Source organism: uncultured Methanobrevibacter sp., from assembly GCF_902784195.1.
Lineage (GTDB): Archaea > Methanobacteriota > Methanobacteria > Methanobacteriales > Methanobacteriaceae > Methanobrevibacter.
Genome location: NZ_CACZTX010000014.1, coordinates 13552 through 30971 on the forward strand (window position 1 = coordinate 13552; position 17420 = coordinate 30971).

The 17420-nt window shown below is 32.3% G+C and carries 13 protein-coding genes; 7 read left to right on the plus strand and 6 right to left on the minus strand.

The genetic code is table 11. From position 1 onward, the window contains the following. Window positions 1-789 precede the first annotated feature (789 nt). The 3 genes from QZU90_RS09040 to QZU90_RS09050 all read left to right on the plus strand — a co-directional run bounded on the left by QZU90_RS09040 (window position 790) and on the right by QZU90_RS09050 (window position 4506). A complete protein-coding gene (locus QZU90_RS09040; RefSeq protein WP_296856775.1) occupies window positions 790-1485 on the plus strand; it encodes a hypothetical protein in 696 nt (231 codons plus the stop codon). A 764-nt stretch (window positions 1486-2249) separates the two neighbouring features. Further along, entirely contained in the window at window positions 2250-3395 is a 1146-nt protein-coding gene (locus QZU90_RS09045; protein WP_296856777.1) for an oligosaccharide repeat unit polymerase family protein, read from the plus strand. Next, window positions 3385-4506 carry a hypothetical protein gene (locus QZU90_RS09050; RefSeq protein WP_296856778.1) on the plus strand — a complete coding sequence of 374 codons (1122 nt, stop codon included), beginning with the start codon at window positions 3385-3387 and terminating at the stop codon, window positions 4504-4506. The genes QZU90_RS09045 and QZU90_RS09050 overlap by 11 nt, the downstream gene beginning before the upstream one ends. Window positions 4507-4582: 76 nt before the next feature. Here the strand turns inward: QZU90_RS09050 and QZU90_RS09055 are convergent, their stop codons facing one another. Beyond that, window positions 4583-4897: a TIGR04076 family protein gene (locus tag QZU90_RS09055; RefSeq protein ID WP_296856780.1), complete on the minus strand. Its 315-nt coding sequence runs from the start codon at window positions 4895-4897 to the stop codon at window positions 4583-4585. A 190-nt stretch (window positions 4898-5087) separates the two neighbouring features. Here QZU90_RS09055 and QZU90_RS09060 point away from each other — a divergent pair, with 190 nt between their 5' ends. Both QZU90_RS09060 and QZU90_RS09065 read left to right on the plus strand, forming a co-directional pair. Beyond that, a complete protein-coding gene (locus tag QZU90_RS09060; protein ID WP_295606695.1) occupies window positions 5088-5729 on the plus strand; it encodes a YitT family protein in 642 nt (213 codons plus the stop codon). Window positions 5730-5951: 222 nt separating this feature from the next. Beyond that, a complete protein-coding gene (locus QZU90_RS09065) occupies window positions 5952-6782 on the plus strand; it encodes a F420-dependent methylenetetrahydromethanopterin dehydrogenase (RefSeq protein WP_295606698.1) in 831 nt (276 codons plus the stop codon). A gap of 357 nt (window positions 6783-7139) precedes the next feature. Here the strand turns inward: QZU90_RS09065 and hisB are convergent, their stop codons facing one another. From hisB to QZU90_RS09090, 5 genes are all read right to left on the minus strand, one after another. Next, window positions 7140-7718 carry an imidazoleglycerol-phosphate dehydratase HisB gene (hisB, locus tag QZU90_RS09070; RefSeq protein WP_295606701.1) on the minus strand — a complete coding sequence of 193 codons (579 nt, stop codon included), beginning with the start codon at window positions 7716-7718 and terminating at the stop codon, window positions 7140-7142. A gap of 139 nt (window positions 7719-7857) precedes the next feature. Next, a complete protein-coding gene (locus QZU90_RS09665) occupies window positions 7858-8088 on the minus strand; it encodes a 4Fe-4S binding protein (protein WP_325192843.1) in 231 nt (76 codons plus the stop codon). Window positions 8089-8165: 77 nt separating this feature from the next. After that, a complete protein-coding gene (locus QZU90_RS09080) occupies window positions 8166-8858 on the minus strand; it encodes a TOBE domain-containing protein (RefSeq protein ID WP_295606704.1) in 693 nt (230 codons plus the stop codon). A gap of 351 nt (window positions 8859-9209) precedes the next feature. Next, window positions 9210-10778, minus strand: a complete 1569-nt coding sequence (locus tag QZU90_RS09085; protein ID WP_295606707.1) for a flippase — start codon at window positions 10776-10778, stop codon at window positions 9210-9212. A gap of 149 nt (window positions 10779-10927) precedes the next feature. Continuing rightward, complete coding sequence (locus QZU90_RS09090; protein ID WP_296856782.1) at window positions 10928-11527, minus strand: flavodoxin family protein; 600 nt, start codon at window positions 11525-11527, stop codon at window positions 10928-10930. 864 nt (window positions 11528-12391) lie between these two features. On the opposite strand from QZU90_RS09090, the gene QZU90_RS09095 reads away from it, so the two are divergent. After that, on the plus strand, window positions 12392-17005 hold the full coding sequence (locus QZU90_RS09095; protein ID WP_296856784.1) for a Cna B-type domain-containing protein: 4614 nt from the start codon (window positions 12392-12394) through the stop codon (window positions 17003-17005). Further along, the coding region (locus QZU90_RS09100) for a Cna B-type domain-containing protein (RefSeq protein WP_296856786.1) at window positions 16977-17420 on the plus strand (444 nt) is incomplete at its 3' end. The genes QZU90_RS09095 and QZU90_RS09100, both read left to right, overlap by 29 nt.

The following is a 17420-nucleotide window of genomic DNA, read 5'->3' on the forward strand; positions in this document are numbered from 1 at the left end:
TTTTCCATCATTTTTTTACAATATACAAAATTTTTTATTTTTTGAGAAAATTTTTCTCATAAAAAAGTATTACTTCAAGAATCTTAAGGATTTTTTCCAAAAAAATTTTTAAAAATCAAAATCTATTTAAATCTATTATTTTATTCTAAAACTTGAGTTTTTTTAGTTATTTTATTAAAAAACTATAACGATTATTTATTTTTTTAAAATAATTATTTTAAACTATATTTTCTACCACTTTTTTCAGTGCTGTTTATAACTTTTTGTAGATACAACGTTAACTCAATGATATTACATGCTATATTTTTGTACATTTATGTATATGAAATCCATCTTTTTTTAAGTTTTTTCAAAAACCAATAATCCTGGCCAGGATCTTCATATTTTTTTAAAAATAATATGTTAATATCATTTGAGATTTTAAGAATTTTTTGAAAAATTTATTTCAAATTTTGTAACTCAATTTTTACACTTGAAACGATACTAGTTATTTTTTCTCAATTTTTTCAAATTTTTAAATCATCTTAAAAAAGTGATAACTCAAATTATCTCAGCTAAATCATCTATGTAATATCATTATGACTCCTCAAATTTTTTTTCAATTTTTTTTCAATTTTTTGAGTTACAAATTTGATTTTTTTTATAGATTTTTAAATTAAGTTTATATGCAATGAGTTAACATATATAATAATGTTAATAATTTTTTATATAATTTAATTATTTTATTCATATAAAAAATTTTTAGAATTTCAATGATAATATCATTTTTTTCATTACGAAGGTATTTTTATGTTAGAAAAGGAAGTCAAACAATATAAGAGAGGAAACAGTTTCACTTACCGTATCGACCTATCAAAAAAAGATAATTTTGAAGGTGGAGAGAAGGTAATGATTCTTAGGTTAAGTGAATATGAATCTTATCTGCAGGAGATTGATGATCTCAAGGCTAAAATTGATGATAATAAAAATACCATTTCAGATTTGAAGCAATCACGCAGTGAAGCGGATTCTTCCATAAATGAAATTATGGAACAAAGGAATCAGGAAATTTCAGAAAAGAATAAGGAAATCATGGACCTGGTTGAAGAAAACAAATCTGCCATTGCAAAATGCTATGAAATTATTGATGAAAAAGATCAGCTTATCAAACAGGCTAATGAAGAGATTAGGCTTGAAAGGGCAAAGTCTGATTTAGCTCAGCAAAAGGCTGAAGAAAATCTCCTTGAAGAGAGAAAAAGACATGATGAACTTGTCTTGGAAAAAGACAAGGAATTGCATAATGTCAACCAGCAGCTTCAAGATAGCCTTAAGGAAATCGCTTATAAGGATCAATTGTTAACTGCAGATAGACTTTTAATTGACAGATATAAAAACAGAAGTTTCATTGATCGTTTATTAAACAGGCAACCTGATGACAGTGACTTGCAAATAGAGAGCAAGCCAAAGGAAACCTATGTTTTGGAAGCTGAAAAAACAGATGAATAAGTTTTCATCTTCTATTTTTTATTCTATTTTTACATTTTTCTAATATTTTATTCTAATTTCTCTATTTTTTCATTCTAATAATTGTAATGTCATTTTATTTTTGAGGATATGCAATTCATATGCATTTTCAATTCATTGAGTTGTATTTTTCGATTAATTTTTATTGTAACTCTTAGACATATATTTCAACTGTATAATGAGTTAACCTGTTATTATCATTTTTTGCCAATTTTAGGGCCAGAAATTCCTTGACGTAAATTTCAAGTGTAAATTTTTTTAATATTTTTTTAAGATTTTTCAAATGTTATTATCAAAACATAATCATGTTAATTTATTTTCATTATCATTTCAAATCTTTTGTAATATCATTTATTTTAAGGATTTTTCTCGATTTTTTTCTCTAAAAAAATGATATTATCATAAAATTTTCTTAAATTTTCTAAAATTTTTCAAGATTTTCATCAATTTTTAATGATTTTTTGTATTACTTAAAGATTTTTTATCTATTGGAAAATTTGTTTTATATTTTTCAAATTATTCTTCTTAAAAAATCAGTTTTTCTCAATATCATGTAAATTTTTCATCTTCTCAAAATATTTTCCTACATACTTTTTCTCTTTTTCATTGGAAAATTTTTTGCATGTTTTAATATGAAATTCTATGATTATTTAAAAAATCCTTAAAACCCTCTTCAAGCCTTTTAAAAAACTTATTATAATAGTTTAAACAAAATCAAAAATAATGCTTTTATAAAAGGGGTTTTTATGAACTATAATTTTAAAAATGGAAACTTTGATCTATTTCATCCGCTGATTGTTGTTGTCATGACAATCCTATTTCTAATCATAGCTATGCCTATGTGGTATTTTTATCGTGAATTGCCTACCCCTAATTTGGATTTGTATCTTTATATTGGTTTAGGGCTTTTGTTCTTTATTTTTGGTATTTGTCTATCTAACTGCATATTAAAAAAGAATTTTAAAATCGATACAGTTTTATCCTTTAAAAAAATTTTAAGTGCTGAAAAATTATCTTTATTTGATAATTATTCTAAAAATGAATTGATTCTTGTAGGGCTTGTATCATTAGGTATTCTATTGCAGATTATAAACATAGCATTATTAGGAGGCATACCTCTTTTCTCAGCAACATTAAAGGCAAAGGCAGCAACTAAAATTTGGCTCATATCTTACATAATTTTCTTGCCTTCCATCAATGTCTTGCTTGCAAAATACAATAGAAAATCACATTATCTATTGTTGTTAATTGGTTTAGTATTGTTTGCTCTTACTGGATACAGAACCACTCCTATTGCAATCATGCTATCTGCACTCATTACCTTGTATTACACAAGGGATGTTGATGTGAAATACATAATTTTAGCTATTTTGGCTATTGCAGTTGTGCTTTTGGCTGTGGGATTCATAGCAGTTCAAGCCATCAGCTGGCAACATTGGTCATTGAATCCAATTGAATTGGTCTCTTATAGGGCAGCATTTACATTGAATGTGCTTTCCAAGGCAATTGAAAATCAATTCACTACAATGGGAAATCTATTCTACACAACATTGACAGGATTCTTTACACATTCAGATGCAAGAGTCCTAGTAGGCCAAGCAACAATCGGCAGAGTTCATTCAATAACCTCTACAATATTCGGTCCTGCACTACTTGATTTCGGTATTGTGGGAATGCTTATTCAAATGTTTTTAATTGGCCTTATCCTAAAGACCTTACATAGCATACAAAATCATAGTAAAAGCATCTTTACAGCATTTTATGGAATTTTACTTGCACAAACAATCATCTGGATAGAAACAGGCCCAACTGATGTTGTGGTTTGGCTATTCTATTTAATTGGCATTTTCCTCATCATCCATTTTTTAAGGGGTGCTAATCATGAAATCTAAAAATATTGCTATTGCAGGAGAAATCACTCCCTCTAAAACAATCATTCCTATCATAGAAAAACTTAAGGAACGTGAAGCAGAAGGCAAATTAAGCTTCAAGATCAATAAGATAATTGGCCTTTATCATGGTGAATCATCAAGAGATTTCCTCGAACCTTATTGCAGTGAAACATATTCTATTGGAGAAGGAAGAAGAGGTAAAAAAAATTCTACAGGAAAATTGGCATACCTCATTTCAAAGGATATCTTAAAGTCATTCAATGCCCTTAAAGGGAAGGATATAGATTTGCTGATTACTGCAGGAAATGCAGGTGATGTCAGAAAAGCCATTGTCGCTGCAAATATTTTGAAAATTCCAGTTTTGCATATAGAGCAGGATATTTACAATCCGATAGAAGTAATTTCACAAGCCAACCTTGTAACTGTTCCTTCAAATGCCTATAAGGAATATATGGAGAACCATTATGGACTGAAAAATGTTGTCAATATCGAGGGTTATCCTATGGCAAAATATGTTGACAACTTTATAAAAGAAGATAATTTAATCGATAAGGATGAAATCTACGGAGAATATGGAATGAAGGAATTTGTCCTTGTGGTTCTTGGTGGAGATTTGAAGGATGATGATATTGAACCATTGATACGGTCTGTAGAAGAGCTTAATCTTAAGGCATTGATTGCACCTTACAGGTTTGATAGGGATATGGTTAAGGAATTGGTTCTATCACCCAACATCAAGATTTTGCCTCAGTATGTGGACATGTTAAGCTTTATGAATGCTGCATCCCACCTAATATATGCTGCAGGTATGGGAATGACCATTGAAGCGGGAGTATTCAACATTCCATCATTAAAGATAGAAGGATTCCATAAAACCCATGGAAGTGTGGATTTGGCAAAGGAACTTAATATACCAATCGTAAAAATAGATGAAATCCCAGAGGCCTTTGAAAATCTCCCAGACCAAAAGGAATCTGATCTTGTAAAGAATAGTGAGATGGCTATTGAGAGATTAGCGGATTTGATAAATGATTTTGATGAGAAATCACTAAAAAGAAGCGGTTTTAAATCCACTAAGCAAATTTGGAACAGCCGTAAAGTATACAGATAATTTTATTTTTATCTCTAATTTTTAACTTTTTTTGATTGCATTCTCCTTCATATTTTTTAATTTCAATTTTCTTTTTTTAATCAGCATCTTCTTTCATGGTTTCAAGCAAAAAGCTTACAGGACGGAAACCATCATTGCATGAGATCATAGCGGATTTCTTGTTCTTCATCCAACCATCGTAAAAGTCTTCTGCACCATTTGCCAAAGCCATTACAAATGGGGATAAGACTTCCCATGCACTAGGACAGAAGTTTTCTGGCTTTTCCCAACCATTTGCTATGAAGACATCTCCACATTCAACATCGCATTCATGTTCCAATGGATTTTCATACTCTTCAATCAAGTCATCATGCCTTACTTTTTTCATGACTGTAATCTTAACTTTTTTCAATTGATTCACCTAAAACTTTAGTATTTTTTAATTATTTTTTATTTCTTATCATTTAAATATTTTAAAAATTGAAAACCAAAACAATACTTAAATAAATCATCAAAAAATTTTAAATATCATAATCCCTTTAAATTTAAATGGAATACTATTTTTTTTAATTGGTAGGAAAGGTTTTAGAATGGAGATGAGGATGGATAAAAAATTAATAATCAGATACATTTTACTTATTCTTGGGGTGACAATAATGTCTTTAGGCATTGCATTATCTCTTAAGTCCACTTTAGGAACTCCCCCTATATCATGCATTCCTGCTGTTCTGGCTGTTGCTTTTCCTTGGACTGTAGGAGAATTCACAATAATTTTCAATGCCTTGCTTGTCATATTCCAAATGGTGCTTTTGAGAAAAATCACATTATCACAAATAGCTCAAATGCTTGTCTGCATTCTATTTGGCTATATGATTGATTTTAACTTAGTTCTCATTGATTTCATCAATCCAACAAATTATATAATCCAATGGATCTTGCTTATAATAAGCTGCCTTGTTCTTGCATTCGGGCTTGTCATTGAAGTAAAGTCAGACATTACCATGCTTCCAGGAGACGGTGCTGTAGTGGCGATAGGTGAAGTGCTGAACAAGGATTGGGGTAAGGTCAAGCCATTTTTTGATGTTACTGTTGTAAGTATTGGTGTCATTTTGGCATTGGTATTCATAGGCCACCTTGAGGGGGTTCGTGAAGGAACCATTTTTTCAGCTATTACAGTTGGTTTCATCATTCAATTTTACAACAATATTTTTGGTGAAAAAATTGATAATTATCTAGAAGAATAATTATATTTTTTTTAAAATCTTGGTAATTTTTTCAAGATTCAAAATTTTTTAGATTAGATTATATATTCCTTATTTTCCTAAAATACTTTATTTCTGTTCTTTATTTTTTCCATTAATTTTTCATAAATTTTAAAAAAAATTATTCTAATATATAAAGTTTTTTATTTGTTTTTTTACATTAACTTTATAATAAGCAAATACTATAAATATTATTGTGATATTATGGTAGTTAAAATCGCTATATTAAGAAGTGGTAATATTGGTACTTCACCAATATTAGATTTATTATTAGACGAAAGAGCAGACAGACCAAACATCGACGTAAGAGTATTTGGATCTGGAGCAAAAATGAACCCTGAACAAGTCGAAGACGTTGTACCTAAATTCAAACAATTCGACCCAGATTTCTGTATTTTCATTAGCCCAAACCCAGCAGCACCTGGTCCAGCTAGAGCAAGAGAATTATTATCTGCAGAAGATATTCCTGCTATTATCATCGGTGACGCTCCTGGTAAAGGTAAGAAAGATGAAATGGACGAACAAGGTTTAGGTTACATTATTGTAATGGCAGACCCAATGATCGGTGCAAAAAGAGAATGGTTAGACCCAACTGAAATGGCTATTTTCAACGCTGACATCATTAAAGTATTAGCAGAAACCGGTGCTTTAAGATTAGTACAAAAAACCATTGACGGTGTAATCGAAGCTGTTGAAGCAGGTAACGAAATCGAATTACCTAAACTCATTGTAACTGCTGAAAAAGCTGTAGAAGCTGCTAAATTCCAAAACCCATACGCAAAAGCAAAAGCTATTGCTGCATACGAAATGGCTGGTGCTGTAGCAGGTTTAGACATGAAAGGTTGTTTCATGACCAAAGGTTTCGAAAACTTCATTCCTTTAGTAGCTGCTGCTCACGAAATGGCTGCATGCGCTGCTGCATTAGCAGCTGAAGCAAGAGAAATTGAAAAATCCAACGACACTGTATTAAGAACCCCTCACATGAAAGAAGGTAACGTTGGTTGCAAACTCGATTTAATCAGCAAACCAGAATAAGTGTATTGGATTAAGTAGCTTTTTAGCTACTTATTTTTCTTTTTTCTTTTTTAAAACAAATTCAAATCAAATCAAATAAATCAAATCTCAAATCAAAAATCAAAATTTACTTTTTTTCTTTTATTTTAACACAATTTCAAAACTTTGTATGCCAATGTTTTATTCGTATAATTACTAACTTTTTTTCATTAAATTTTTTAAAATAATTGCCTTGGCGTAAAAAGTGTATATGTTAAAAATAGAATAATGTTTTAAAAATTGAAAGTTTATATAAATAAACTTTAAAGGATTTGAAAATTAAACAAAGAGTAAAATTAAAAAAAGACTAACTAAGAAAAAAAGAAATAAAAAGATATTCTAAAGAACACCTTTTGTACTTAAAATTTCATCGTGCTCAATTTTGCATCCATCATATAATGATTTTGCAAATGCCTTGAAAAGAGCTTCTGCCTTGTGGTGGTCATTTGCACCTTCACAGGTTCCATATATATTGATCTTACCACTGGAAGCAAAGGATTCAAAGAAGTGAACTACAACATCACTGCTTAAGTCACCAATCTTGTCATGCTTGAAATCCAAATCCATATTGCAGTAGCTGCGGCCGCTGATGTCTATAGCAAAAGTTGCAACGGAATCATCCATAGGGACTATTGCATGACCCATTCTTCTTATTCCTTTCTTGTCGCCAATAGCTTCTGCGAAAGCTTCACCTAACAATATGCCAACATCCTCTACAGTGTGGTGATCATCGATTTCAATATCACCGATTGCCTTAATGTTTAAATCCATAAAGCTGTGTTTGGAAAAGGATTCCAACATGTGGTTGAAGAAATTGACTCCAGTGTCAATATCATATTTTCCAGTTCCATCAATATTTAATTCTATTTCAATATCTGTTTCAGATGTCTTTCTTGAAACTTTAGCTGTTCTAGTCATTGAATCACTCACTGATTAAAGTTCTAAATAATTATTTCCTAAAAATATTTCCTAAAAGTATTTCCAATAAGGGCATAATATAGTAACAATTTATAGAAAAATTTTAAACTATATTTAAATTAAAATAACGATTAATTATTTACTCATCTGGCGCATTTCTCATAATTTTAATTGCATCTGGACCACATTTCATTGCACATAATGTACAAACATGACAATAATCTAAATTTGATACATGTGCAACAGTATCAATAGTCCAAATATATCCTCCTTTAGGACAAATCTCTTTACAATTTCCACATGCAGTGCATTTGTCCTCATCAACTATAATCTTTAAAATAATATCACCATGAATAAATCTGTAAATAATCTTATTTTATTTAAAATATATAAAATTATGGCTATCTGTGAAAAAATATCTTATTTTCATTTATTCAAATCAATTACCTATAATTTTAAGGTAGCTATTGACAATGCCTTAAATCCAATGTAAACTTCTTTTCCCAAACTTAAATCCAAGTCCTTACCTGCAGATAAGGTAATGTCTGAGAAAATGTTCACTCCGCCAATGTCGATTTTTACACGAACCATTTCATCCTGAAGTCTCATTTCAGTGACTTTTCCCTTGAAGATGTTTCTGATGCTGGATGCTTGGGGCTCCAACATTATGAAGATATTGTCATAGCTTATTAAAGCAAGAATCTTATCTCCAACTTTATATTCCTTTTTCAATGGGATAGTTATGACCAATTCATTCATTTGAATTTTCATGACACCTTTTGCCTTGTCAATTTCAAGGATTTCAGCTTCAATTTCATTGGTTTCGCTGTGAAGTTCCATGATTGCATTGATCTTTTTACATTCCTTTAGAATCTGCAAGCCCTCTTCGGTAAGAGTGGTGCTTCCTCCACCACCGCTTCCTCCTTTTTTAGTGTTTACAATAGCTATATCCAAAGTTGATTCTATCTTGTCGATATAGTTTAAAGCAGTTCTGTAGGAAATTTTAGAACGCTTAGCAGCTTCTGTAATTGATTCGCTTTCATTTATATAAATCAACAGATTGAATTTCTTTTGATCCAATAGAAAAGAATTTCCATCTATATTAATCTTATATTCTACTCCAGCTTTTACTTCAGTCATTTTAATCGTCCCTTTTTACCTTATAATTATTTTTCAAGAATTACCCAGTTGATAATTAATATATACCTTTTATTAATTAAACTTATTCATTTTAAAGGGATATTCGCTTATTATCTCAAAATTTATTTTTGATTAAATCGTGTTTTAAGATAAAAAAAGAAAGAATATTTATTTTAACTCGTTATGATAAATATCTGTAATCGATAATTCATTTATAAGCGATCTTTTTAAAGAATCGATATGAATTTTAAAAAAAATAAGGTTTAATTCGAGTAAAAAAAGAGTAAAAATTAAAATTAATAAAAAAGTAAAGATTAAAGTTTTTAGATAATTTAGGCTGTATTCTATAGATTATTTAGAACTGTATTTATCTATAATATCCAATAATTTATTTGCATATTTTCTTAAAGGACCTAATTTTCTGGTAAATTTCCTGAATCCTGCTACATCATCATGAGACAATGTTCTAAGTGCTACAATTGCAATCATATAGATTATTGGGCAGATTATCAATCCTGCAATCAATCCATAGCTATTGTTTGGAAGTACAACCACAGGCAATGCCATAATCAATGAGGCTATTGTGACTTTAGTTAGGAATGAATAAGGGGCATGGGTTTTGGTTAATCTGAATTGAAGCAGGAACATAGGTATCATCATTATGAATGAAGCTATTGTTGTTGCTAGAGCTCCTCCCTCAATGCCGTAAGTAGGAATCAAATACCACCCGAGGCCTAAAGTAATGATACAGCCGAATATCAAAAGATACATTGGAATTCTTGGGTTTCCAATACCTTGAACAATACTGCCTGAAATTGTATATATTGAATAGAATGTCATACCTAAAACAAGAATTGCAAGAGACATTGCACCGTTCATGTAAGCTGAATTTGTGAAGTATACAAGCCCCATGATTTCCTTTGCAAAGATAGCTATTCCTACACACATCGGAATTACAAAGAACATTCCGTATTTATAGGATGCATTCACATACTTTTCAAGAAGGTTTTGATCCTTGAGAGCATATGCTTCAGATGCTGCAGGCAATATTGTAGTTGCAAGTGAGCTTGAAATGATTAGAGGAAGTCTTGAAATAGGGTCTGCCGCTGTAAAGTAACCTATTGCAGATGCAGCTAAGAATCCTCCCATAAGCAAGGTACAAATACTGTAAATACCCATTTCAGCAAGTGCAGTTACTGTAACTGGAATTGAAAAGAAAAGAAGTCTTTTTGCAAGACCTAATTCCTGTTTGAAGGTGAACTTAAAGTCAGGATTTGCAGGAGGGATGTATTTTCCCATATATTTTTTAAAGATATATACTGCAGACACTGCTGATGCTGCAAAACCGAGTACAGAACCTAATACTGCACCAAAAGTGGATAATCCTAAAATTACAAGGGCAGTTGCAAATAGAATCATGAATATCTGTTCAATTGCACGGGTGTAAAGGATGTATTCCATCTTGTACACACCTTGGAAAGCACCTCTAAATGCACCGACTATTACACTGAAAGGAGTGATTAAACCAACAGCCTGAAGTGGCAATAAAGCCTCTGGCTTGTGATAATAGTTTGTAATGATAGGTGCAGCTACAAATACCATAACCAGTCCAAAGAAGAATCCTAAAAAGACCATTATCTTCAGTGCTGTGAAAACGGTTTGACGAGCAAGATCCTCTTCATCAAGAGCATTGTATTCTGATACGTATTTAGCTATTGCTGGTGGAAGCCCTGCTGCAGACAATACCTGGAATATTCCTTGAAATGGAGTTGTAAGTCCAAGTATACCATATGCTGCCGGTCCTAAAAGTGATGCCATAAGAAAACGGTATAGGTATCCCCCTACACGGAAGATAACATTTCCTATTAAGATAATAGCGCTTCCCTTTGCTACTTTAGAACTTCCGGTTGCCTCGCCCATATTTACACCTAAATATAAAAATAAGTTTCAATTGTTTATTTTTTTAAACAGTAAATCAACAATTAAATTGTGATTAAATGTCCATTTACTATAAATTACTTTTATTATATTAATTTTTATTTATATATGTTTTGATAAAAGATGGATAGCTATTGTTTTTTAAACTCCAATAAAAACTCTTTAAAATTGTTTATTGTCATATCCAATGTCTTGAGCCCATACTCATCTTTCTTAACACCTTCGGCACCTTCATCCTGTGACCATAGGCACGCTCCTAAATTGGCTCCAAAGGATCCTCCGCTTAATGGAATGATCTTATTCAATAGGTAGAATGTGTTAATCTGTTGGATAGCCAACTCCTGACCTCCAGATCTGTCGCCTCCAACAACTATTGAAATACCTACCTTGTTTTTAAATATGTTCAGGTCTTCCATGATCATTGCCTGGCATCTGTCAATGACAGCCTTCAATTGAGCGGATATGCTTCCAAAATGAACGGGGCTTGCAAGTATTATGCCGTCAGCTTCCCTAAGGGCATCATAGATTTCATCCATATCATCATGAATTGAACATTTTCCCTTTGTTTCCACACAATCGTTGCAGTGAGTGCATGGTGAAATGTCCTTATCCCTTACGCTTATAAAGATTGTTTCAAACGAATCTTCACTTTCAAGCTCTTCCAATGCCCTTTTCAATAAGAATTCACTTGCACCTTCACGTGGACTTCCACAAATTCCAAGAATTTTCATATTTTGACTCCTGTAATAATTATTGTTGTATATAATATGACTATATAGTTTCATATGAATATAATTTTAGAAAAATGATTCAAATTCATGTCAAAAATTTGGTTTTGAGTTTTGAATTTTTTTGATTTTCTCCGGTTTTAGGGCTGATTTTCAGTTTACTTCGTTATACATCAATTTTTTACATATCATCAATTTTATTCATTATTTTTCAAAAAAAGTATACAATTACATAATTTATCTGAACTTTACTAAATAAACTAATAATTAATTTAATAAAATATATACATTTCTATATACTATAACAATATATGATATGATAACATTTATATATGGAGTATTTACAATATTATAATACTTGATATTGTTAATTGATTTAGGTTGATGTAAAAATATTATCAAAAAAATTATCTTTTTGATAGTGTGATTAGATATTTCTATGAAATTATATTCGAAATTTTCTAATATTAATTGAAAAGTTAATATTCATGTTTTTTAAAGATGGCCAACTTTAGAGGATGTAGGCCCTTCGCTCAATTTTTGAGCATTTTATGAACATATATGGAATGAATCTCAAAAGATTTGTTGTTTCGCTATTTTTACTCGACCCTTTAATTACTTAACATGGTTAATATTTAATACTATCTACATTTTAAACTAGATTTAAACTAGATATAAATGGGATGAATTTAAACAAAACATCAACCTAAAGCTTTTTTTTATTTTCATCCCATCTATATCTAGTTTTTAACTAGATACACGGTATGATAAACCTGGTTTACCATATCGTTTTTAATAATATAATTAATAAAAAAAGGAGGACATTTTATCAATACTAAAATAATTAATTCGATTTTAATTATTTTGATGTTATTCTGTTTAATATCTTTAGTTGGGATCGCTTCGGCGGAAGATATTTCTGATAATGAAATAATATCTTATGATGATACAATTGATATATCAACGGAAAATTCCAATCTGCAAGAAATTTCTGATCTGAGTTCTGCTTCAGATTCAAATGATATATCAAACGAGATTTCGAACGCCGATGATTCTGCTGATGATACATCTGATGATGTAATCACCAGTAGTTCATCAAAAGAAGTACTTGGTGCAAACAAACTTTATGCTAGCTATGATTTATCTGGCTCAACACTCGCGGATATTCAAGCTTATTTGGATTCTGGAAGTGTGGTAGCAGGAGACACCATTTACTTAGGTAATCAAACATGGAATTCTGGAAATTGGGGCCCTTATAGTGGGGGACCTGTTCAAGTCAATATTCCTAATTTGATTATTAGTGGTGGAACAAGTGGAAGTCCTAATGACTTTGCTACTATAAGTGCCGGAAGTAAGATCTTCCAATTAAATGCGCCGGGCATTACTTTGAAAAATATTGCATTTACAAATACTGCACAAGGACCATGTTGTGCTGTAAACATTCAGTCATCAGATTCTACCATAACCAATTGTGTTTTCGACCATTGTTATAATCAAAATGGTGCTGCAATTTATGGTTCATCTTCCTCATCAAATACAAAAATTGAAAATTGTAATTTTACAAACAATGAAGCTATTTGGAGTGGAAAAGGAACTGTTTATTATGAAGGTTCTGATTTAACAATTACTGGCAGTATTTTTGATGCTAATATTGGTGGTGCAGTTTACTCTGAAGGAGATACAGAAATAACCGACTGTATATTTGAAGATCATACTACTGATAAAATTATAGTTGACCTTCATGGTACTGCAAAAGTAACCAACTCTAATTTCACCAATAACAATGTTACTGGATGGAATGTAGGAGCATTAAATATCGGTGGTGAAAACAGTTTAATTGAAAACTGTAATTTCATTAATAACAGTGCTCAAGGTTACGGTGGTGCAGTTGGTGTCAATGGTATTAACTCCCAGATAAAGGATAGTACTTTCACCAATAACCATGCTACTAGTGGTGGAGCAATACATGACTCTGCAAGTGGATTAACTGTAAGCAATTGTGCATTTGAAAACAACACCGCGAATAGTGGTGGAGGTGCAATTGATCTTTCTTATGACAATGCTGTTGTAAGTGACTGTAATTTCACCAATAATAGTGCGAACAGTCAAGGTGGAGCTATTTACATTGGTTGGGATTGTAATCGCCAAACAATCACTAATTGTGATTTCACTGATAATGATGCAGGTAGTCAGGGTGGAGCTATTTACGCTGACTCAGAAGGAAATAAAGTCACTTATTCCAACTTTACTGGAAATAGCGCTCCTAATGGTGGTGCTATCCAATTAGGTGGAGATAGTGATGATTTCGATCTTGAACATGTTATCTTTGAAAATAACCATGCGTATGTTTATCAAGGTGAATGGGGTCCTGTTGGTGGTCACGGTGGTGCAATCAATGCCGATAACCATAATGAAATCAACCCCGATATTGTTGATGTAACTTTCATTAACAACACCGCAGATATTGCAGGTGGTGCAGTAAAACACCATTCCAACTGGACATTTACTGACTGTGAATTCATTAATAACTCTGCAAATCCGGATAATAACCCATCTTATGTAAGTGATGAAATATCATTCGGTGGAGGAGCACTTTGGTGTTGTGATGGAATTAGTAATTTAATTAATACTGATTTCATCGGTAACAATGCAACCTTTGGTGGTGCTATCAGAGGTGCAGTTAATGCAAAAGACTGTCTAGTAGAAAACAATACCGCTTTCAATGGTAATGGTGGTGGTATTGACATGACTATTGATGCACGTCTTTTTGAAAATGAAACATTCCTTACAGCTGTAAATGTGAAGGACTGTACTTTTATCAATAACAGTGCTCAAGGAGATTACCAACCTAGTGAAGAAGCAAAAGGTGGTAAGGCTCAAGGTGGTGCTATTCATGTTTACAGAGTAGATGGTATGGTTCTTGATAACATTACCTGTATTGACAACAGTGCTTACAGAGGAGGTGCAATTGACCTCTATGTAATGAACTTCACTACCCTTTCAAATTCAACATTGTTAAACAATACCGCTACCCTTGGTGGAGGTATTGCTGTTGTGGGTAACCACACTCGTTTTGACAATGTTACCATGACTGAAAATGCTGCCGTAGTAAACGGTAGTCAAGATGGTCAAGGTGGTGGAATATGGGTTATTGGAGAAGACTGCAGAATCTTTAACTCTACTATTGACCACAATATTGCAGAAGGTCAAGGTGGTGGAGCATGGATTAACGGATCCGATGTTCAACTAAATAACACTGTCCTAGATTCAAACGTAGCAGAAGCTGAAATGCTAGCTGCGGGTGGTGGATTGTTTGTAGAAGGTGATGGTTGTATTTTCAACAACAATACAATCACAAGGAACAATTGTTCCAGTGATTCTGGAACCGGTGGTGGAATATGTGTCACCGGTGAAAATTGTATTTTTACAAATAATACAATCGACTATAATTTTGCTACTTATGGTGGTGGTGTATCTGTTGATGGTGCAAATACTAATTTCACCCATAACAATATGTCATATAATAGAGCAGAAACTGGTGGAGGATTCTTTGTACAAGGTGAGGATTTATATGTTGAAGATTTATATGCCTTCAACAACACTGCTGAAAACGGTGGTGCTGCAGCAACTCTTTTAGCTGACGGTACCATATTTAAGAATTCCACTTTTGAAAACAACACTGCTATAGGTGACTTATCTGAGGATAGAGGTGAAGGAGGAGCAATTCATATTTCTGCTTCTTCAAACGTGCTTGTACAAGCAGATTTCATTAATAACACAGCTTGTAATGGTTCAGCTATTTATGTAGATAATTTCTGGGGACTCCCTTCAGATGTAAAAGTCATAAATAGTACTTTCTTTGAAAACCAAGCATGGTCTTACCTATTAAACATCACCCCAGAAAACAACACTTATCTTAACGAAGGTCAAGAATTCAATATAAGTGTTAGCCACCAAGGTGGAGACAATATTATAAATGCAATCTACAATGATGAAGATTGTGAAACAATTTTAAACAATGTAACTTATCCATTCATGACATGGGATGGACAGTTAATAAACAAAACAACCCCAACTCAAGATATTCGACCTGTAATGGGTGCGGAAAACAGTGATTATGGTAATTTATTATACCAAGATGATTTCGAAAATAATCAAATCATTAATGTTCTAGTAAAAGATAAAAATGGAAATGTAGTTGTCGACAAAAATGGAACAACCTTAAGTTTCGAGGGTTTGAAAACAGATATTTTCGGTGATATTTTCATTGTAAAAGATGGAGAAATCATTAGATGCATACCTGTAGCCGGTTTAGAACCTGGAAGGTATTATGTAGAAGCTACTCACCCAGAAGACAGATATTATTTAGAAATTTATAATTTCACTGTCCTTAGAGTCGGTCCTACTGATTTAGAGATCAATAAAACAGTAAGCAATGCTAGTTGTGATGTTGATGATATTGTCGACTGGAATGTCACTACCGGAAACATTGGACCAATTGATGCTGAAAATGTTACTGTAAGAGATACCTTACCTGAAGGTCTTGATTTACTCGATTTAACTTTCAACTTCTTTGATTCAATTAACGGAAACTGGTGTACTGGTAAACTCAATTTAACTACTAACACTTTAACTTATGGAGTTTACAATGCAACTGCAGGCACCTGGACTTATAATGAAGCAAGTTATGATGGAACTGGCACATGGAATATTGTCATTCCAGATATTGATGGAAATGTTGATATCTTAAAGCCAGTTACAATTAGCTTAACCTTAAATAAGGGTTCAGACACTACAGTTACTTTATTTGTAAGCGACTTATTAGAGCAATCAAGTGTTGTCATGAACTTAGTTACCAATGTAACTAAAGAAGGTGAATTTACCAATTTTGCTAATGTAACTACCGACACTCCAGAAACTAATTACACTAACAATAATGCTAGCAACACTACAACAACAGTTGTTGAACTCACCAATCTTACTGTGATTAAGGTTTGGGATGATGAGAATAACCAAGATGGTGTCAGACCTGTCAATGTTACCATTGAGTTATTTGCAGATGGTGTAAAGATTAATGAGACTGTTTTAAATGAAGGTAATAATTGGAAATATACTTTCACTGATTTACCTGTTAAGAATAATGGTCAAGTTATAAATTACACTGTTAATGAGACTGTCATTAATAATTACACAACAGTAATTAGTAATGAGACTGCTTATAACTGGACTGTACTTAACATTCACGTTCCTGAATTGACTGAGGTCAATGTGACTAAGGTTTGGGATGATGAGAATAACCAAGATGGTGTCAGACCTCCTAGTGTGACTGTTATTTTGTATGCTGACGGCACAGAAATCAACCGTACTGTTTTGTCTGAGGAGAACAATTGGAAATGGACTTTCCCAGACTTAGATGTCTATAAAGACGGTGTTTTAATCGTTTACACTGTTAATGAACAATTGGAAATGGACTTTCCCTGAATTGGACAAATACAAGAACGGTGAATTAATCGTTTATACTGTTAATGAGACTGCTGTTGCTAATTATACTGTTAACATTACTCAGGTGGGCAATGATTTCACCTTGAACAACACTCATGTTCCTGAATTGACTGAAGTTAACGTGACCAAGATTTGGGACGATAACAATGATCAAGATGGTGTCAGACCTCCTAGTGTGACTGTTATCTTGTATGCTGACGGCACTGAGATCAACCGTACTGTTTTGTCTGAGGAGAACAATTGGAAATGGACTTTCCCTGAATTGGACAAATACAACAACGGAATCTTGATTGTCTACACTGTTAATGAGACTGCTGTTGCTAATTATACTGTTAACATTACTCAGGTGGGCAATGATTTCACCTTGAACAACACTCACGTTCCTGAATTGACT